General features: G+C 73.1%; 17 protein-coding genes. 13 read left to right on the top strand and 4 right to left on the bottom strand.

The genetic code is table 11. From position 1 onward, the window contains the following. Positions 1 to 186: 186 nt before the first annotated feature. Together AFE02nite_RS08745 and xylA are read right to left on the bottom strand one after the other, a co-directional pair. Positions 187 to 1,641 carry a xylulokinase gene (locus AFE02nite_RS08745; protein ID WP_034246115.1) on the bottom strand — a complete coding sequence of 485 codons (1,455 nt, stop codon included), beginning with the start codon at positions 1,639 to 1,641 and terminating at the stop codon, positions 187 to 189. A gap of 79 nt (positions 1,642 to 1,720) precedes the next feature. Continuing rightward, positions 1,721 to 2,908 carry a xylose isomerase gene (gene xylA / locus AFE02nite_RS08740; protein ID WP_034246118.1) on the bottom strand — a complete coding sequence of 396 codons (1,188 nt, stop codon included), beginning with the start codon at positions 2,906 to 2,908 and terminating at the stop codon, positions 1,721 to 1,723. Between the two features lie 132 nt (positions 2,909 to 3,040). Between xylA and AFE02nite_RS08735 the strand changes: the two genes are divergently transcribed. From AFE02nite_RS08735 to AFE02nite_RS08685, 11 genes are all read left to right on the top strand, one after another. After that, on the top strand, positions 3,041 to 4,246 hold the full coding sequence (locus AFE02nite_RS08735; protein WP_034246121.1) for an ROK family transcriptional regulator: 1,206 nt from the start codon (positions 3,041 to 3,043) through the stop codon (positions 4,244 to 4,246). Between the two features lie 535 nt (positions 4,247 to 4,781). Next, the gene (locus AFE02nite_RS08730) at positions 4,782 to 5,939 is read left to right on the top strand and encodes a substrate-binding domain-containing protein (protein WP_034246135.1); all 1,158 of its coding nucleotides are present in this window, start codon (positions 4,782 to 4,784) and stop codon (positions 5,937 to 5,939) included. Between the two features lie 112 nt (positions 5,940 to 6,051). Then, positions 6,052 to 7,647: a multiple monosaccharide ABC transporter ATP-binding protein gene (gene mmsA / locus AFE02nite_RS08725; RefSeq protein ID WP_052113674.1), complete on the top strand. Its 1,596-nt coding sequence runs from the start codon at positions 6,052 to 6,054 to the stop codon at positions 7,645 to 7,647. Further along, the gene (mmsB, locus tag AFE02nite_RS08720; RefSeq protein ID WP_034246124.1) at positions 7,644 to 8,828 is read left to right on the top strand and encodes a multiple monosaccharide ABC transporter permease; all 1,185 of its coding nucleotides are present in this window, start codon (positions 7,644 to 7,646) and stop codon (positions 8,826 to 8,828) included. Before mmsA ends, mmsB begins: the two co-directional genes overlap by 4 nt. Positions 8,829 to 8,948: 120 nt before the next feature. After that, positions 8,949 to 10,124, top strand: a complete 1,176-nt coding sequence (locus AFE02nite_RS08715; RefSeq protein ID WP_146819449.1) for a lactonase family protein — start codon at positions 8,949 to 8,951, stop codon at positions 10,122 to 10,124. A 33-nt stretch (positions 10,125 to 10,157) separates the two neighbouring features. After that, on the top strand, positions 10,158 to 11,465 hold the full coding sequence (mshA, locus tag AFE02nite_RS08710; RefSeq protein WP_146819448.1) for a D-inositol-3-phosphate glycosyltransferase: 1,308 nt from the start codon (positions 10,158 to 10,160) through the stop codon (positions 11,463 to 11,465). Between the two features lie 232 nt (positions 11,466 to 11,697). Further along, a complete protein-coding gene (locus tag AFE02nite_RS08705) occupies positions 11,698 to 12,435 on the top strand; it encodes a phosphoglyceromutase (protein WP_034246437.1) in 738 nt (245 codons plus the stop codon). Positions 12,436 to 12,510: 75 nt separating this feature from the next. After that, positions 12,511 to 13,269 carry a 2,3-bisphosphoglycerate-dependent phosphoglycerate mutase gene (locus tag AFE02nite_RS08700; RefSeq protein ID WP_034246441.1) on the top strand — a complete coding sequence of 253 codons (759 nt, stop codon included), beginning with the start codon at positions 12,511 to 12,513 and terminating at the stop codon, positions 13,267 to 13,269. A gap of 75 nt (positions 13,270 to 13,344) precedes the next feature. Continuing rightward, positions 13,345 to 14,049, top strand: coding sequence for an arsenate reductase/protein-tyrosine-phosphatase family protein (locus tag AFE02nite_RS08695; RefSeq protein WP_034246444.1), 705 nt, complete (start codon positions 13,345 to 13,347; stop codon positions 14,047 to 14,049). Then, positions 14,046 to 14,483: an arsenate reductase ArsC gene (locus tag AFE02nite_RS08690; protein ID WP_034246445.1), complete on the top strand. Its 438-nt coding sequence runs from the start codon at positions 14,046 to 14,048 to the stop codon at positions 14,481 to 14,483. The genes AFE02nite_RS08695 and AFE02nite_RS08690 overlap by 4 nt, the downstream gene beginning before the upstream one ends. Then, on the top strand, positions 14,480 to 15,214 hold the full coding sequence (locus AFE02nite_RS08685) for an aquaporin (RefSeq protein WP_034246447.1): 735 nt from the start codon (positions 14,480 to 14,482) through the stop codon (positions 15,212 to 15,214). The genes AFE02nite_RS08690 and AFE02nite_RS08685 overlap by 4 nt, the downstream gene beginning before the upstream one ends. Positions 15,215 to 15,218: 4 nt before the next feature. Here the strand turns inward: AFE02nite_RS08685 and AFE02nite_RS08680 are convergent, their stop codons facing one another. Both AFE02nite_RS08680 and phoU read right to left on the bottom strand, forming a co-directional pair. Beyond that, positions 15,219 to 15,650, bottom strand: a complete 432-nt coding sequence (locus tag AFE02nite_RS08680; protein WP_052113707.1) for a VOC family protein — start codon at positions 15,648 to 15,650, stop codon at positions 15,219 to 15,221. A 90-nt stretch (positions 15,651 to 15,740) separates the two neighbouring features. Next, complete coding sequence (gene phoU / locus AFE02nite_RS08675; protein WP_307726041.1) at positions 15,741 to 16,442, bottom strand: phosphate signaling complex protein PhoU; 702 nt, start codon at positions 16,440 to 16,442, stop codon at positions 15,741 to 15,743. 90 nt (positions 16,443 to 16,532) lie between these two features. Here phoU and AFE02nite_RS08670 point away from each other — a divergent pair, with 90 nt between their 5' ends. Then, positions 16,533 to 17,708, top strand: a complete 1,176-nt coding sequence (locus AFE02nite_RS08670; RefSeq protein WP_052113708.1) for a sensor histidine kinase — start codon at positions 16,533 to 16,535, stop codon at positions 17,706 to 17,708. Further along, positions 17,705 to 18,394 (top strand): response regulator transcription factor, encoded by a 690-nt coding sequence (locus AFE02nite_RS08665; protein ID WP_034246452.1) that lies wholly within the window; start codon positions 17,705 to 17,707, stop codon positions 18,392 to 18,394. The genes AFE02nite_RS08670 and AFE02nite_RS08665 overlap by 4 nt, the downstream gene beginning before the upstream one ends. Positions 18,395 to 18,457: the final 63 nt, after the last annotated feature.

The following is an 18,457-nucleotide window of genomic DNA, read 5'->3' as shown; positions in this document are numbered from 1 at the left end:
ACATCCCGGCGGGCCGAGCACCCCGCCGGGAGTGTCATCGGAGGAATGGCCGGTCCGCTTGAGACGCGGGGCCGGGTCAAAGGCGGGCCGGTGCGCGAGGAAGCCCCCGGGGATCCGTCCCCGGGGGCTTCCTCGTCGTGCTGCCTGCCGCCGGTCAGCGCGTGCCGTGCTGACGGCGTGCCGTGCTCAGCGCCTGTCGACAGTCAGCTCGCGCGCCGCCGCGTACTGCGCCCGGACCGACGGTGCGGGCTCGGCGGAGTAGACCTCGGCGTCGACGCCGGCAGCCGACCAGGTCGGGGGCTCGGTCGAGCCGCCCGTGGCGGCCGACAGGACCCACGCGGCCTGGCGCGCGGCGCCGTCGGCCACGTACTCGCCCGGGGCCGGCACGACGACGTCCATGCCGAACACGGCCGGGGCGATGCGCCGGACGGCCTCCGACTGCGCGCCGCCGCCGATGAGCTGGATGCGCTCGACGGGCACGCCCAGGACGGTCATGGCGTCCAGGCCGTCGGCGAGGGCGCAGAGCATGCCCTCGACGAACGCGCGCGCGACGTGCGCGGGCGTGGTGTTGGCCAGGCGCAGGCCGTGCAGGGCGCCGGTCGCGTCGGGCTTGTTCGGCGTGCGCTCGCCCTCGAGGTAGGGGACGAGCACCAGGCCATCGGCGCCGACCGGTGCGGACAGGGCGAGCGCGGACAGGCCGGGGTGGTCCACCCCGAGGATCCGGCAGGCCGCGTCGAGCACGCGGGAGGCGTTGAGCGTGCAGGCGAGCGGAAGGTACGAGCCGCTCGCGTCGGCGAAGCCGGTGACCATGCCGCTGCCGTCGGCCGTCGGGGCGGCCGAGACCGCCGAGACCACGCCGGACGTGCCGATGGAGATCGCCACGTCGCCGGGGCGCATCGCGAGCGCGAGCGCGGCGCCCGCGTTGTCGCCCGCGCCTGCGCCGACGAGGAGCCGGCCCTGCGGCCGCTCGACGACGGCGGCCACCTCGGCCGGCCCGACGACGCGCGGCAGCGCCGGCACGTGGCCGAGCGCCCGCTCGAGCAGGTCGAGCCGGTAGTCCTCGGTGAACGGCGACCAGTAGCCGGTGCCGGACACGTCGGAGCGGTCGGTGGTCAGCGCCGAGAAGTCCGCGTTGCCGGGGCCGTAGCCCGCGAGCCGCCAGGTCAGCCAGTCGTGCGGCAGGCAGACCGCCGCGACCCGCGCCGCGTTCTCGGGCTCGTTGTCGCGCAGCCAGCGCAGCTTGGTCACGGTGAGCGAGGCGACCGGCACCGAGCCGATGGCCTGCGCCCAGGCCGCTCCACCCGCCGCGAGGTCGCCGTCACCGAGCTCGCGGATGAGGTCCACGGCGGCGTCGGCCGAGCGGGTGTCGTTCCACAGGAGCGCGTCGCGCACGACGTTGCCGTCCGCGTCGAGCGCGACCATGCCGTGCTGCTGGCCGCCGACGGCGACCGCGGCGACGTCGTCCAGGCCGCCCGCCGCGGCGAGCGCGGTCTGGAGGGCGTCCCACCAGTGCCGGGGGTCCACCGAGGTGCCGTCGGGGTGGGTCGCGCGGCCGGTGCGCACGAGCGCGCCCGTCTCGGCGTCCCGGATCACGACCTTGCACGACTGGGTGGAGGAGTCCACCCCTGCCACGAGCGTCATGAGAGCTCCTTGTCTACGGGCCAACGAGAACCCGGCCCCGGCGGCGGGTGCCGCCGGGGCCGGGATCGTCAGGACGGGGTCAGCGGGCGCCGATGGCGTGCTCGAGGGCCAGCTGGTTCAGGCGCACGAAGTGGTACTCGCGGGCGCCGAGCGCGTCGACGTCCACGTCCTCGTACGCGGCCGGGTTGGCCAGGAAGGACTCGAGCGACTCGCCCTCGTCCAGCGTCGGCTTGGCCAGGTCGAAGACGCCGGCGGCCGCCAGGACCTCCTGGACCTCGGGGTCGGCGCGGAAGGCCAGCGCCCGCTCCTTGAGGAGGATGTAGGTCGCCATGTTGGCCGCGGCCGACTCCCACACGCCCTCGACACCCTCGGTGCGCGACGGCTTGTAGTCGAAGTGGACCGGGCCGGTGTACTTCGGGCCGCCGCTCGGGAAGCCGTTCTCGAGCAGGTCGACGGTGGCGAAGGCGGAGAACAGGTCGCCGTGGCCGAAGACGAGGTCCTGGTCGTACTTGATCGAGCGCTGGCCGTTGAGGTCGATGTGGAAGAGCTTCTCGCACCACAGCGCCTGCGCCAGGCCGGTCGTGTAGTTCAGGCCCGCCATCTGCTCGTGGCCGACCTCGGGGTTCAGACCCACGATGTCGCTGTTCTCGAGGCGGTCGATGAGGGCGAGCGCGTGGCCGATCGTCGGGAGGAGGATGTCGCCCCGGGGCTCGTTCGGCTTCGGCTCGAGGGCGATCTTGAGGTCGTAGCCCTTGGACTTGATGTAGCCGGCGACGGTGTCGATGCCCTCGGCGTACCGGGCGTGCGCGGCGTACAGGTCCTTCGAGGCGTCGTACTCGGCGCCCTCGCGGCCGCCCCACATGACGAACGTCTTGGCGTCGAGCTCGGCCGCCAGGTCGACGTTGCGGAGGATCTTGCGCAGCGCGTAGCGGCGCACGGTGCGGTCGTTCGAGGTGAACGCGCCGTCCTTGAACATCGGGTGGGTGAAGGTGTTGGTGGTGACCATCTCCACCTTGATGCCGGTCTCGGCCAGCGCGTCCTTGAAGCGGGCGAGGATGGCGTCGCGCTCGGTGGCGCTGGAGCCGAAGGGGACGACGTCGTCGTCGTGGAAGGTCACGAACGAGGCGCCGAGCTCGGCGAGCTTGTGGACGGACACGACCGGGTCGAGGTCGGGGCGGGTGGCCTCGCCGAACTGGTCACGGGCGGACCAGCCGACGGTCCAGAGACCGAACGAGAACTTGTCCTCGGGGGTGGGCTTGCGAACCATCTGACGTCTCCTCGTCGAGAACCGTGGGCCGGTCGCTCGCCGGCCTCCGCGTGGCCTCCTTGGGAGCGGTCGGCCACGGAGATATTTGTTGACCCACTAAACTTATGCCCCGAAGACCTGTAGGGTCAAGGCATGCCGGGGTCCAAGGGCGCGTCCAGCGGAGGGCGCGCAGCGCGTCAGGAGACGTTGCGCCACCACAACCTCGCGCTGACGCTGCGCCACGTGCTGGACGCCCCGACGCCAGTGTCCCGCGCCGACATCGCGGCCGCTACGGGTCTGACCCGCGCGACCGTCTCGGCGCTCGTCGACCGGCTGCTCGCCGCGCGCCTCGTGGCCGAGCTCGAGCCCGTCGCCGCCCAGCGGGCCGGGCGCCCGGCGGTCCCGCTCGCACCCGCGCAGGGCACCGTCGCCGCCGTCGGCATGGAGGTGAACGTCGACTACCTCGGCGTGCGCGCCGTCGACGTCGGCGGCCGCGTGCTGCAGCAGCGGGTGGAGATGGGCGACTTCCGGGGGAGCGACCCGGAGGCGGTGCTCGGTCGGCTGGCCGCGCTCGCGGGCTCGGTGCTCGCGGTCCTGTCCGCCGACGGCGTGGTCATCGTCGGCACGGCGCTCGCGCTGCCCGGCCTCGTCGACTCCGTGACCGGGCCGCTGCGCCTGGCCCCTAACCTCGGCTGGCGCGACGTCGACGTCGTCGCCCTGATGTCGGCCCACCCGGTCCTCGCGGGCATGCCGCCGCGGCTGGCGAACGAGGCGAACCTGGCGGCGCGGGCCGAGGCCCGCGTGCGCCGCGGCGAGCCGAGCAGCTTCGTCTACGTCTCCGGCGAGGTCGGCATCGGCGCCGCCCTGGTCCTGGACGGGCGGATCTTCGGCGGTCGGCACGGCTGGAGCGGCGAGATCGGGCACACCGCGCTCGCCACGGCCGGGGCGTTCGACGAGGGCGGCACGCTCGAGTCGTACGCCGGCCAGGACGCGATCGTGGCCGCCTCGGGGCTGCCCCGCGAGTGCCCCGTCGCCGACGTCGTCGCCGCGGCCGAGCGGGGCGAGCCGCGCGTCGTCGCGGCGCTCGAGCGCGCGGGCGCGGCCCTGGGCGTGGCCCTGGCGAACGTGGTGCACGCCGTCGACCTCGAGCACGTCGTGCTCGGCGGCATCTACGCGGACCTCGCGCCGTACCTGCGTGCTCCCGTGCTGGCCCAGCTCGAGCGGCGGGTGATCACGGCGCCGTGGGCCGCCGTCGACGTCAGCGTGGCCCGGGCGGGCAAGTACCCGGCCATGACGGGCGGTGCGCTCGAGGTGCTGCAGGCGCTCGTGGAGGAGCCCGCCGCCTGGGTGCCCGCCTGACGTCGGCGGCCCGGATCACCCGCGCATCGCTGGACGGGCGGCCCGGCGGCCGGATATGTTCAGCGCAGCAACAAATCTCAGCCGAGCGTTCGTTGCTTCCGACGCCGGCACCTTCGCGCCCGGCCTTCGCTCGGACCCGGGCACCGTGGGTGCCGGCGTCGTTCTTCTCCGCGGCGCCCGCCGCGAGCTCGGCTCGCGGCCGTCGCCGTCGGGCTCGGCCGCCCCTCGGGTGGGCCTTCCGGCGCCCGCCGACGCGGGGCCTCCCGTCTCAGGGCGGCGGGACCTTCGTCCTCTGACACACGCTCCCATGCATCCGTTCAGGCGTTGTCTTCAACTTGTGATGACATCGTTACCTCGATTCTGGCCGATCCGTCTTGATGGCCCCCGGAGGCCGCAATACCGTCCCCGGGTCAACACACCCGACGGCTGGCAGTGGCGGCGTTCGACGGCGCACCGCCCCAGCCCCGAGGGGTTCTGGCGGAAGGCCGTACGCGTCCGGAGCAGCCGGACGGCGGCTCGACGAAGGGTGACGAAGATGTCATTGCGCAAGTTCAAGACGGTCGCGGCGCTCGCCAGCGCAGCGATCCTCCTCTCGGGCGTCGCAGCGTGCTCCTCCGAGCGCGACGACGACACCGACACCGGCACCGACACCACCACCGACGGTGGCGACGAGGGTGCCGCTGCTGAGGACGTCCTCGTCGGCATCTCCATGCCGACCCGTAGCCTCGAGCGCTGGAACAAGGACGGCGCTCAGCTCGAGGGCCTGCTCCAGGACGCCGGCTACCAGACGGACCTGCAGTTCGCTGACGACGAGGTCGACCAGCAGATCTCGCAGATCCAGAACATGGTGAACGCGCCGGTCGACATCCTGGTGATCGCCGCCATCGACGGCACCGCGCTCGCGCCGATCCTGTCCGAGGCCAAGGCCCAGGACATCACGGTCATCGCCTACGACCGTCTCATCAACGAGACGCCGGACGTCGACTACTACGCGACGTTCGACAACTACATGGTCGGCCAGATGCAGGGCAAGTTCATCGAGGAGGCCCTTGGTCTCGCCGATGGCGAGGGCCCGTTCAACCTCGAGCCCTTCGCCGGCTCGCCGGACGACAACAACGCGAAGTTCTTCTTCGCCGGTGCGTGGGACGTCCTGAACCCGTACTTCGAGTCGGGCCAGCTGGTCACCCCGTCGGGCAAGAACCCGGCCACGAACGACGAGTGGCAGTCCATCGGCATCACCGGTTGGAAGACCGAGGGTGCTCAGGACGAGATGACCAACCGTCTCAACTCCTTCTACAACGACGGCACCCCGCTCGACGCCGTCCTCTCGCCGAACGACTCGCTGGCCCTGGGCATCGCGCAGGCTCTCGAGACCGCCGGCATCGTCCCCGGCGCTGACTACCCGGTCCTCACCGGCCAGGACGCCGACCAGGCGAACGTCATCAACATCCTCGCCGACAAGCAGTCGATGACCGTGTGGAAGGACACCCGCGTCCTCGCCCAGCGTGCGGCCACGATGATCGACGAGATCGTCGCCGGTGGCGAGCCGGAGACGAACGACAACGAGACGTACGACAACGGGGTCAAGGTCGTCCCGACGTACCTCGAGGACCCGATGGTCGTCACGAAGGACACCGTCCAGTCCGCGCTCGTCGACTCCGAGTTCTACTCGGCCGAGGACCTCGGTCTCTGACAGGTCCTGCAGGTACGGCAATCGCCGACCTGCCCGGTGGCTCGCGCCACCGGGCAGGTCGGCGGACCGCGGCCTGATAGCCCCGTCCTAGACGAGAGAACGCGAGCGAGTCATGTCCGAGAGCATTCAGCCCAGCACGCCCGAAGGTGCGGCCACCGCTGTCGCGGAGACCATCCTCGAGATGCGTTCCATCACCAAGACGTTCCCCGGCGTCATGGCCCTGAAGGACGTGTCCCTCGACGTGCGGCCGGGCGAGATCCACGCCATCTGCGGCGAGAACGGGGCAGGCAAGTCCACCCTCATGAAGGTGCTGTCGGGGGTCTACCCGCACGGCACCTACGAGGGCGAGATCGTCTTCGAGGGCACGCCGGTGCAGTTCCGGGGTATCCGCGACAGCGAGCACCACGGCATCGTGATCATCCACCAGGAGCTCGCGCTGAGCCCCTACCTGTCGATCGCGGAGAACATCTTCCTCGGCAACGAGCGCTCCACCCGCGGCGTCATCGACTGGAACAAGACGAACTCCGACGCGGCGAAGCTTCTCGCCGAGGTCGGCCTCAGCGAGTCGCCGGACACCAAGATCTACGACATCGGCGTCGGTAAGCAGCAGCTCGTCGAGATCGCCAAGGCCATGGCCAAGCGGGTCAAGCTGCTGATCCTCGACGAGCCGACGGCGGCTCTGAACGACGAGGACAGCGCGAAGCTCCTGACGCTCATCCAGTCGCTGCGCGAGCGCGGCATCACCTCGATCATCATCAGCCACAAGCTCAACGAGATCCTCCGCGTCGCCGACCGGACGACGGTCATCCGGGACGGCCAGACGATCAAGACCTTCGACATGAGGGTCGAGACGGTCACCGAGGAGGACCTCATCCGCGCGATGGTCGGCCGGTCGATGGACCACCGGTTCCCGGAGCGCACGCCGAACATCGGCACTGAGGTGCTGCGGATCGAGGACTGGACGGTGCACCACCCGATCCAGCAGGAGCGCAGGGTCGTCGACAACGCGTCGCTGTACGTGCGGCGTGGTGAGGTCGTCGGCCTCGCGGGCCTCATGGGCGCCGGGCGCACCGAGCTCGCGATGAGCATCTTCGGCCGCACCTACGGCACGAACATCTCCGGGAAGGTCTTCAAGGACGGCCAGGAGGTGTCCACGCACACGGTCGGGGCCGCCATCGACAGCGGCATCGCCTACGCCACCGAGGACCGCAAGCGGTACGGGCTGAACCTGCTCACCGACATCAAGCGCAACATCGCCGCGGCGTCGCTGCGCAAGGTGTCCAAGTACGGCGTCGTCGACGCCGGCGCCGAGTCCAACGTCGCGAGCAAGTTCCGCTCCGACATGAACATCAAGGCGCCCAGCGTGGACGTGCTCACCGGGAACCTCTCGGGTGGCAACCAGCAGAAGGTCGTGCTGAGCAAGTGGATCTTCACGGATGCCGACGTGCTCATCCTCGACGAGCCGACCCGCGGCATCGACGTGGGTGCCAAGTACGAGATCTACACGATCATCAACAGCCTCGCTGCGGCGGGCAAGGCGATCATCATGATCTCGTCCGAGCTGCCCGAGCTCCTCGGGATGTGCGACCGGATCTACGCGATCAGCGAGGGCCGGGTCACCGGCGAGGTGCCGCGCGAGCAGGCCACCCAGGAGAACCTCATGCGCTACATGACCATGGTTAGTGACGACAAGGAAGTGACCCGGTGACCACCCTCAAGGACACGCTCGGCGGGAACCTCCGCCAGTACGGCATCGTCGGCGCCCTGGGCGTCATCGTGGTGCTGTTCCAGATCCTCACCGACGGCAAGCTGCTGCTGCCCAACAACGTGGCGAGCCTGATCCAGCAGAACGCCTACGTGATGATCCTGGCCCTGGGAATGATCATCGTGATCATCGCCGGTCACATCGACCTGTCCGCCGGTTCGGTGGTGGGCTTCGTCGGGGCCTTCGTCGCAGTGCTCATGCGCGAGCAGTCGTGGCCGTGGTGGCTGGCGATCGTCGGCGCCATCGTCATCGGCATGCTCGTCGGTGCCTGGCAGGGCTTCTGGGTCGCCTACGTCGGGGTCCCGGCGTTCATCGTCACACTGGCGGGCTGGCTCGCGTTCCGCGGCCTGGCCATCCTCATCCTCGGTGGCAAGACGATCGCGAGCTTCCCGCAGGAGTTCGTGGCGATCTCGAACAAGTCGATCGCGAACTTCCTGGGCTGGCTCGGCGGTAGTCGCGACACCGTGACCATCGTGCTCGGTGCCGTCGTCGTCGCCGCTCTGATCCTCAGCCAGCTCCGCGCCCGTCGCACGCTCCGCAAGCACGAGCTCCACGTCGAGCCGGTCAGCGGCCTGCTCATCAAGCTCGTGCTGTTCTCGCTGCTCATCGGCTACTTCACCTTCGTGCTCGCGGGCAGCCGCGGCGGTACCCCGATCGTGCTGATCATCATCGGCGCGCTGGTCGTCACCTACTCGTTCATCACGCAGAAGACCGTCTTCGGTCGCAACGTGTACGCGATGGGTGGCAACCTGCAGGCCGCGATCCTGTCCGGCGTCAACACCAAGCGCATGAACTTCATGATCTTCGTGAACATGGGCATGCTCGCGGCGATCGCGGGCATCGTGACGACGTCGAAGGCCGGCGCGGCGAGCGCTCTGGCGGGCCAGGGCTACGAGCTCGACGCCATCGCCTCCTGCTTCATCGGTGGTACGTCGGTGTACGGCGGCATCGGCCGCGTGTCCGGCGTCATCGTCGGTGCGCTCATCATGGGCGTGCTGAACATGGGTCTGTCGATCATCGGCACCGACCCGGCGTGGCAGCAGGTCATCAAGGGCCTGGTCCTCCTCGCCGCGGTCGCGTTCGACCTGGTGAACAAGCGTCGGTCGGGCGCCCTCGTCCGCTGACACCTCCGCGCGGAGCGTTCCGCGCATGCTGTGCCCGCTGTGCCCCCGGGTTCGTCCCGGGGGCACAGCCGTGTCCGGACCCGGACTGCCGGGTGCGGGCGGCGGCCGTAGGCTGCCCCGATGGCGCCCGACACCGTCCGGCTGTGGCTGGGCACCGCACCCGAGGACCACCCCGACGGCGCCGCCGCGGGCATCTGGTCGGCCGACCTCGACCCCGCGTCGGGCCGGGTCGGTGCGCCGGTGCTCCGGGCCCGCACGCCCGCGCCGTCGTTCCTCGCCCTCACGCCCGACGGGCGCTCGCTCTTCGCGGCGGGGGAGACCGCCCCGGGGGCGGTGACCCGGTTCGCCGTCGGGCGGGACGGGCGGCTCACCCAGGCCGAGCGGGTCTCGTCGGGCGGGTCCGGGCCGTGCCACCTCCTGCTGCACCCGGGCGGGCACGCGCTCTACGTCGCCAACTACGCGAGCGGCTCGGTCGGCGTCGTGCCGCTGCGGCCCGACGCCGAAGGGGCGGCGGGCATCGCGGGCGGCGTCGCGCAGGTCTTCGAGCACTCCGGGCGCGGGCCGGTCGCGGGTCGCCAGGAGGCACCGCACGTGCACTCGACCGTGCTGACCGCCGACGGCGCCGTCCTCCTCGCCCTCGACCTCGGGACCGACGAGATCCGCCGCTACCGGGTGCGCGCGGACGGCCTGCTGGACGCCGACGGCGTCGCGCTGCGCCTGCCCCCGGGGACCGGGCCGCGGCACGCCGCCTGGGGACCGGGCGACCACCTGTACGTCACCGGCGAGCTCGACGCGACGGTGCACGTCCTGACCTGGGACGGCGCGGAGCTGCGGCCGGTCGACGTCGTGCGCGACCTCGCGGCCGGCGGCGGCGAGGCGCTGGCGGCGCACGTCGTGCGGCACGGCGGCCTGGTCCTGGCGAGCGTGCGCGGCCCGGACGCGGTCGGCGTCTGGCGGATCGCCGACGGCGGCGCGCGCCTCGAGCACCTGGGTGCGGTCCCGGTCGGCGGTCTGGGCGCCGTGTGGCCTCGGCACTTCGCGCTGCTCGGCGGGGCTACGGGGGAGTCGATCGCGGGCGACGGCGCGACGGGCGCGCCGTCGACCGTCGGGCTGGTCGTGGCGGGGCAGCGGTCCGACGCCGTCGCGGTGGTGCGGGTGGGCCCGGGGGACGGCGCTGCGAGCGGGGCCGCGGGCGGGCCCGGGGGCGTGTCAGCGGGTGAACCTGAGCGGATCGCCCCCGTACCAGCGCCGACCTGCGTGGTCGTGGGACGCGCAGCCCTTCCGGACGCCCGATAATAGTTGTGTCCTCAACTGATCGGAGACCGCTCGATGTCCGGCCCCCGCGTGGCGATGCTGTCGGTGCACACGTCCCCGCTCGACCAGCCGGGTACCGGCGACGCGGGCGGGATGAACGTGTACCTGACGTCGCTGGCGCGCGCGCTGGCGGACGCCGGGGCGACCGTCGACATCTTCACGCGGGCGACCCGCCCGGACGCCCCGTGCGTCGTGCCGCTGGCCGACGGCGTCTCGGTGCGGCACGTGCACGCGGGCCCGGCGCGCGACCTGGCCAAGGCCGAGCTGCCGCAGCGGGTCGGCGAGTTCACCGCGAACCTGATGGGCGACGACGGCTGGGTGCGCCGCGCGCCGTACGACGTCGTGCACTCGCACTACTGGCTGTCCGGGCTGGCCGCGAGCGTGGCGTCGCCGCTGTGGGCGGCGCCCCTCGTGCACACCATGCACACGCTCGCGAAGGTCAAGAACGCCGCGCTGGCCCCCGGTGACGCGCCCGAGCCGTGCGCCCGGATCCGGGGCGAGGAGACCGTGGTCGGGGCCGCGCACGCCCTCGTCGCGAACACCGAGGCCGAGGCCGACGACCTCGTGCGCCGCTACGGCGCCGACCCCGGTGCCGTCCACGTCGTGGCCCCGGGCGTCGACCGTGCGGTCTTCCACCCCGACGCCGGCGCCGACGACGCGCACCCGGACGCGCGCCACCTGGCCGCGGCGCAGGCCCGCGCGCGCCGTGCGCTGGGCCTGGACCCGGACGAGCTGCTCGTGCTCTTCGCCGGGCGGGTCCAGCCGCTGAAGGCCCCGGACGTCCTGGTCCGTGCGCTGGCCGCGCTCGTGGAGCAGGTCGGCGCCGATCGTGCGCTCCGCCGGCCGCCGCGCGTCGTCGTCCTGGGCGGGCCGAGCGGCGACGCCCGGCACGTGACGGAGCTGGCGGGGCTCGCCCGGTCGCTGGGCGTGGCGGACCTGGTGGAGATCCGGCGGCCGGTCGACCCGGCCACCCTCGCCCGCTGGTACCGCGCCGCCGACGTCGTGGCCGTGCCCTCGCGCAGCGAGTCGTTCGGCCTCGTCGCGGCCGAGGCGCAGGCGTGCGGCACGCCCGTGGTGGCGGCCGACGTCGGCGGGCTGCGGTCCGTGGTGCACGACGGCGTCTCCGGCGTCCTCGTGCCCGGGCACGAGCCCGCGGCCTGGGCCCGGGCGATCGGTGACCTGCTCGCCGACCCGGCCCGACGCGCGGCCCTCGGCGCCGGTGGGGTCCGTCGCACCGGGCGCCGCGGCTGGGACGCGGCCGCGCAGGCGATGCTCACGGTCTACCGGCGCGCCCGCGAGCGCGCGGCTCGCGTCGCCGCCTGACGACACCGCCCGACGACACCGCCTGACGACACCGCCTGACGACACCGCCCGAGTGGAGCGTTCGCGCGTCGAGTGGCGCGTTCGCGACGCGAGTGGAGCGTTGCCGACGCGACACGCGGGCGTGTCGGTCGGAAACGCTCCACACCGAGGGTGGGGGTGGGGTGGGGTCCGGGCGTCTCAGGGGCCCGAGGTCCTGACGCACGGACCTGGCTGCTGCGGCAGGATTGACCCCATGACCTACACCCTCGTGCTGCTCCGCCACGGCGAGAGCGACTGGAACGCCAAGAACCTCTTCACCGGTTGGGTCGACGTCCCGCTGTCCGAGAAGGGCCTGGCGGAGGCCGCCCGCGGCGGCGAGCTGATGAAGGGCGAGGGCGTGCTGCCCGACGTCGTCCACACGTCGCTCCTGCGCCGCGCGATCACCACCGCGAACCTCGCCCTCGACTCGGCCGACCGGCACTGGATCCCCGTCAAGCGCAGCTGGCGGCTCAACGAGCGTCACTACGGTGCGCTCCAGGGCAAGGACAAGAAGCAGATCCGCGACGAGTACGGCGACGAGCAGTTCATGCTGTGGCGCCGCTCCTACGACGTCCCGCCGCCCGCCATCGAGCTGGGCTCGGAGTTCAGCCAGGACGCCGACCCGCGCTACGCGGACATCGAGCCCGTGCTCAACGAGTGCCTCAAGGACGTGCTCGAGCGCGCCCTGCCCTACTGGCACTCGGACATCGTCCCGGACCTGCAGGCCGGCAGGACGGTGCTCGTCGCGGCGCACGGCAACTCGCTGCGCGCCATCGTGAAGTACCTCGACGACATCGACGACGAGTCGATCGCCGGCCTGAACATCCCGACCGGCATCCCGCTGAAGTACGAGCTCGACGAGAACCTCAAGCCCATCACCAAGGGTGGCCTCTACCTCGACCCGGCCGCTGCTGCCGAGGCGATCAAGGCCGTCGCCAACCAGGGCAAGTAGCCGTCCGCGCCGGCCCGTCGTCCAGCACTGGGCGACGGGCCGTCGCGTACCCGGCCCCGCCCACGAGGAGGTCGCGTGACGCTGACGCTGGTGCTGCTGCGGCACGGGCAGAGCCTGGGCAACGCCGAGGGCGTGTTCACGGGCTGGCAGGACGTGCCGCTCACCGAGCTCGGGCTCGCGCAGGCGGTGCGCGCGGGCGAGCTGCTGCGCGACGCCGGGCTCCTGCCGGACCTCGTGCACACCTCGCTGCGCCGGCGGGCGATCACGACGGCGAACCTCGCCCTCGACGCGTGCGACCGGCACTGGATCCCTGTCGCGCGGAGCTGGCGGCTGAACGAGCGCCACTACGGCGCGCTGCAGGGCAAGGACAAGCGCCGGGTGCGCGAGCAGTACGGCGACGAGGCGTTCATGGCGTGGCGCCGGTCGTACGGCGTCGCGCCGCCGCCCGAGGAGCCGTCGGGGGAGCGCGCGCCCGACGGCGGCGCGGCGCCGGACGGCGTCCCCTCCGCCCGGCCCGCGGACGAGCCGGAGGGGCACGGCGAGGCGCTGCGCGACGTCGTCGTGCGGGCGCTACCGTACTGGACCGACGCGATCGTGCCGGACCTGCGCAGCGGGCGCGTGGTCCTCGTCGCGGCGCACGGCAACTCGATCCGCGCGCTGCTGAAGTACATCGACCACATCTCCGACGAGGCCATCGCCGCCCTGGAGATCCCCAACGGCGTCCCGCTGCGCTACGACCTCGACGAGGCGACGCTCGAGCCGGTCGCCCGCACGTACCTGGATGCCGTGGAGGCCGAGCGGCAGGTCGCCGCGGCGGCGCTCATCGGGCGCTGATCGAACGGCCGGCCGCAGCCTCGGGCCAGACGCCGATCGTTGACATCGGCCGGTCGCTCAGTGACCATTGACTCAATGGACACTGACTGGATTGAGCGGGCGCGGGAGCGCGCGACGCTGCACGGCGTCCTCGCGGACCCGGCGCGGCTCGCGATCGTCGACCTCCTCGCGTGGTCCGACGCGGCGCCGTCCGAGGTGGGGGCCGCCCTCGGGCTGTCGTCCAACCTGCTCGCGCACCACGTCGGCGTGCTCGTGGAGCACGGCGTGGTCGCCCGCACCAGGTCCGAGGGCGACCGACGCCGGACCTACCTCTCGCTCGTCCCGGGCGCGCTGGACGGCATCGGCCTCCCGGGCGGAACGCCCCGCCCGACGCCCGCCCGCGTCGTCTTCGTCTGCACCGCCAACTCCGCGCGGTCCCAGCTCGCGGCCGCCGTCTGGCAGCGTCACAGCCGCCTCCCGGCCGCCTCGGCCGGCACGCACCCCGCCGACCAGGTCGCCCCCGGAGCGGTCCGCGCGGCCCGCCGGCACCACCTGCCCCCTCTGGGCATCCCGCGCGCCCTGGACGACGTGCTCGCCGACGGCGACTACGTCGTCACGGTGTGCGACCGCGCGCACGAGGAGACCCCGGGCATCGCCGTCGGGCACTGGTCGGTGCCCGACCCGGTGCGCCGGGGCGACGACGCGGCCTTCGAGGCCGCCCTCGCCCAGATCGAGCGCCGCGCTGCCGACCTGGCCCCGCGGTTGACCCCGGCCGCCCGCACCCCTGAGGAGACCCCATGAGCGAGACGACCGACCGCCCGAGCGACCCCCGTCCGAGCGTCCTGTACGTCTGTGTGCACAACGCCGGACGCTCGCAGATGGCCGCCGCGTGGACGCGGCACCTGTCCGGCGGGTCGGTCGAGGTGCGCTCGGCCGGCTCCGCGCCGGCCGACCAGATCAACCCGGCGGCTGTCGAGGCGATGCTCGAGGTGGGCATCGACATGCGCGCCGAGCAGCCGAAGGTCCTCACCACCGACGCCGTGCAGGCGTCCGACGCCGTCATCACCATGGGCTGCGGCGACGCGTGCCCGATCTTCCCCGGCAAGCGGTACGAGGACTGGCAGCTCGACGACCCGGCCGGCCAGGGGGTCGATGCCGTCCGGCCGATCCGGGACGAGATCCGTCGCCGCGTCGAGGCCCTGCTGCGCGAGCTCGGCGTCGAGCCGGTCGCGTGACCCAGCCGCTCGGGCGCCGGCTCGCCGCGGAGCTCGTCGGGACCGGCACGCTCGTGGCGGCCGTCGTCGGTTCCGGGATCATGGCCGAGCGCCTCTCGCCGGACGACGTCGGCCTGCAGCTCCTGGCGAACACCGGGGCGACGGTGCTCGCCCTCGGCGTGCTCGTGGTGGTGCTGGCGCCCGTCTCCGGAGCGCACCTCAACCCGGTCGTCACCCTCGCCGACTGGTGGACGTCCCGTCGCGCCGACGGCGGCCCGAGCCTCGGCGTCGCGGGTGCGTTCGTCGCGGCGCAGACGGTCGGCGGCCTCGGCGGCGCCGTGCTCGCCAACCTCATGTTCGAGGTGCCGACGACGCTCGCCCGGACCGCCCGCGGGGGCAGCGGGCAGCTCCTCGGCGAGGTCGTCGCGACGGCCGGCCTCGTCGTCCTGGTCCTGACGCTGGTCCGGACGGGTCGCACCCACCTGGCGGCCCCCGCCGTCGCGGCGTGGATCGGCGCGGCCGTCTGGTTCACGTCCTCGACGTCCTTCGCGAACCCCGCGGTCACCGTGGCCCGTGCCGTGAGCGACACCTTCGCGGGGATCGCCCCGGCGGACGTCCCGGGGTTCGTCGCGGCGCAGCTCGTCGGCGCGGCCGCCGGGGTCGGGCTCGTCGCCCTGCTGCACCCTGCCCGGCCCGCGGAACGTCAGGACGAGCCCAGGCGGGAGCCCGTCGTCGTCGGCGTGGGGGAGTAGGGGCTCACTCGCCGCCGGAGAACACCGTCAGGTGCAGGCCGGGCCCGTCCAGGCGCGCGTTCCGGGAGCCCCACGGCGTCGCCGTCGGTTCGGCGACGACGTCGGCCCCCGCCTCCGCCAGGCGCCGGGCGGCGGCGTCGGCGTCGGGCACGCGCAGCGCGACCCGGATCGCGGGTGCGACGCGGCGACCGACCTCCAGGTCGTCGACGAGCGCCGCCTGGTCGGCGTCGAACAGCTCCAGGGTGGCGCGCCCGGCGTCGAGCAGGACCACGCGCCCGTCGGCGGACGAGAAGTCCGCGAGCTGCGGCAGACCGAGGGTGTCCCGGTAGAAGGCGACGGCGGCGGCCCAGTCCTCGACGGTGACGGCGAGGCGGAGCTCGGTCACGGGTGCCTGCGACGGGGAGACGGCCGGCTCGGCCGCGGCGTGGGGTTCCATGACGGCGGAACGCCGACGCCCGCCCTCGGATTCCGGGGCGGGCGTCGGGGGCGGGCGTCGGTGGGTCAGCACCGGTCGGTCGGGCACCGGTCAGTGGTGCACGTACTCCTCGCCGGTGGCGATGTAGATCACGCGACTGGCGACCGAGACGGCGTGGTCGCCGAACCGCTCGAAGTAGCGCGCGGAGAGCGTCACGTCCACGACCTGCTGGGCGGTCAGCTCGAGCGTGCCGCCGAGCGTGGCGCTGAAGGTCTCCTGGTGCAGCCGGTCGAGCAGGTCGTCGTCCTCGTCGATGGCCTTCGCCATCTCGGTGTCGCGGGCCTCCAGGACCGCCGTCACCTCGCCCGCGATGCGGACCGCGGCGTCGTGCAGCTGGCCGAAGAGCTCCGCGAGCGGCTCGGGGACCATCGTGGCCGGGTAGCGCAGGCGCGCGAGCTCCGCGAGGTGCCGCGCCAGGTCGCCCATCCGCTCCAGGCTCGCGCTCATCCGCAGCGCGGAGATCACGGTGCGCAGGTCGCTGGCGACCGGCTGCTGCTGCGCGATGAGCAGGACGCACCGCTCGTCGAGGTCCTTCTCCATCGCGTCGATGGCCCGGTCGGCCTCGATCACCTGCTCCGCGAGCGCGAGGTCCGCGGTGAGGAGCGCGGTACCCGCGCGGTCGATCGCCGTCTCGACCAGCCGGCTCATGGCCACCAGGTCGTGGCCGAGCGCTTCCAGCTCGGCGATGAATACCTGCCGCATCTCGTCCTCTCGTCCGGTGTCCACCAGGATGACGGCGCTACGTGAACGCATCCCCACGGTCAGGTGAACTCTTGACAGACGCTAGTCGGCGGGAGGCGCCGGTGCGCATCCGCCGCGCACGGCCACGCCTACGCTGACCTCGTGATCGAGGGAGTGGCCGTGCTCGGAGCGGGTCTGCTGGGGCTCGTCGTGGGCCTGGTCGCCGGCGTGGCGTTCCGTCTCAGCGAGCGCGCCCAGCGCGGCGCGCCCTCCGGGCCGCCCGACGAGCCCGAGCTGTCCGACGACGTCGCGCAGCTGCTCGAGGTCCTGCCCTTCGACGCGGTCGTGACGACGACGGACCTGCGCGTGGTGCGCGCCAGCGCGGCCGCTCGGGCGCACCGGATCGTCGGGGGCGACCGCGTGGTGAACCCCGTCGCGCAGCGCCTGCTGTCCGACGTCGCGGCCGACGGCGAGAGCCGGGACGTCGAGCTCGAGCTGCCCGCGCCGACCCTGGGTCGCGGGCCGGTGCCGCTGCGCATGCGCGCCGTGCCGCTCGGCGTGCGCCACCTGCTGCTGCTGACCGAGGACCGCGCCGAGGCGCGCCGGGTCGAGGCCGCGCGTCGGGACTTCGTCGTCAACGCCTCCCACGAGCTCAAGACCCCGGTGGGCGCCCTGGCCCTGCTGGGCGACGCCGTCGCGGAGGCCGCCGACGACGCCGAGGCGGTGAAGCGGTTCGCCGAGCGCATCCAGGTGGAGTCCCAGCGCCTCGCGGCGCTGGTCCGGGACATCCTCGAGCTGTCGCGGGTCCAGTCGGAGGGCGCCTTCGAGGCCGCCGAGGAGGTCGACGTCGCCGCCGTCGTGAGCGAGGCCGTCGACCGCAGCCGCACCACCGCGAGCGCCCGCGGCATCACCCTCGAGTCGAGCGGCCCGGCCGCGACCGTCCTCGGCGACCACCGGATGCTCGTGACGGCGGTGCGCAACCTGCTCGACAACGCCGTCACGTACTCCGACCCCGGCACCCGGGTGGCCGTCGCGACCTCGGTGGACCGCCAGGGCGGGACCGTGGACATCGCGGTGGTCGACCAGGGCATCGGCATCCCGGCGTCCGCGCAGGCCCGGGTGTTCGAGCGCTTCTACCGCGTCGACCCCGCGCGCGCCCGCGACACCGGCGGGACCGGTCTGGGCCTGAGCATCGTCAAGCACGTCGTCGCAGACCACGGCGGCGAGGTCACCCTGTGGTCCGAGCCCGGGCACGGCTCCACCTTCACCATCCACCTGCCGCTGCCGCCTGCTCTCGAGCGCGGCGCGACCACCACCGATCCGGAAGGTGCCGCATGACCCGCATCCTCGTCGTGGAGGACGAGCTCTCCTACCGCGAGCCGCTGGCCTACCTCCTGAAGAAGGAGGGGTACGACGTCGTGGAGGCCGCCACCGGCGACGCCGCGCTCGACCGGTTCGCGGACGGCGGCGCCGACCTCGTGCTGCTCGACCTCATGCTCCCGGGCATGAGCGGCACCGAGGTGTGCCGTGAGCTGCGCCGGCGCAGCGACGTCCCGGTCATCATGCTGACGGCCAAGGACAGCGAGATCGACAAGGTCGTCGGGCTCGAGATCGGTGCGGACGACTACGTCACGAAGCCGTACTCGTCCCGCGAGCTCATCGCGCGCGTGCACGCGGTGCTGCGGCGCCGGGGCAGCGCCCCCGTGACCGAGGAGCCGGACGTGCTCGCCGTCGGCCGCGTGCGCCTGGACCCGGACCGGCACGTCGTCGAGGTCGACGGGCAGCCGACGCCCTTCCCGCTCAAGGAGTTCGAGCTCCTCGAGGTCCTGCTGCGCAACGCGGGCCGCGTGCTGACGCGCGGGCAGCTCATCGACCGCGTGTGGGGCTCGGACTACGTCGGGGACACCAAGACGCTCGACGTCCACGTCAAGCGCATCCGGGCGAAGATCGAGCCGGACCCGGCGAACCCCGTGCACCTGCTCACGGTGCGCGGCCTCGGCTACAAGATCGCCGACGAGGCCTGAGCTCCCCGAACGCTCGTCCGTCGTTCACCTGGGGTTCAGCCTGCGACGGCGAACCGGTCACCC

Origin of the sequence: Actinotalea fermentans, assembly GCF_007991475.1 — a bacterium.
Taxonomy (GTDB): Bacteria; Actinomycetota; Actinomycetes; order Actinomycetales; family Cellulomonadaceae; genus Actinotalea; species Actinotalea fermentans.
This window is presented reverse-complemented; position numbering and strand designations above follow the sequence as displayed.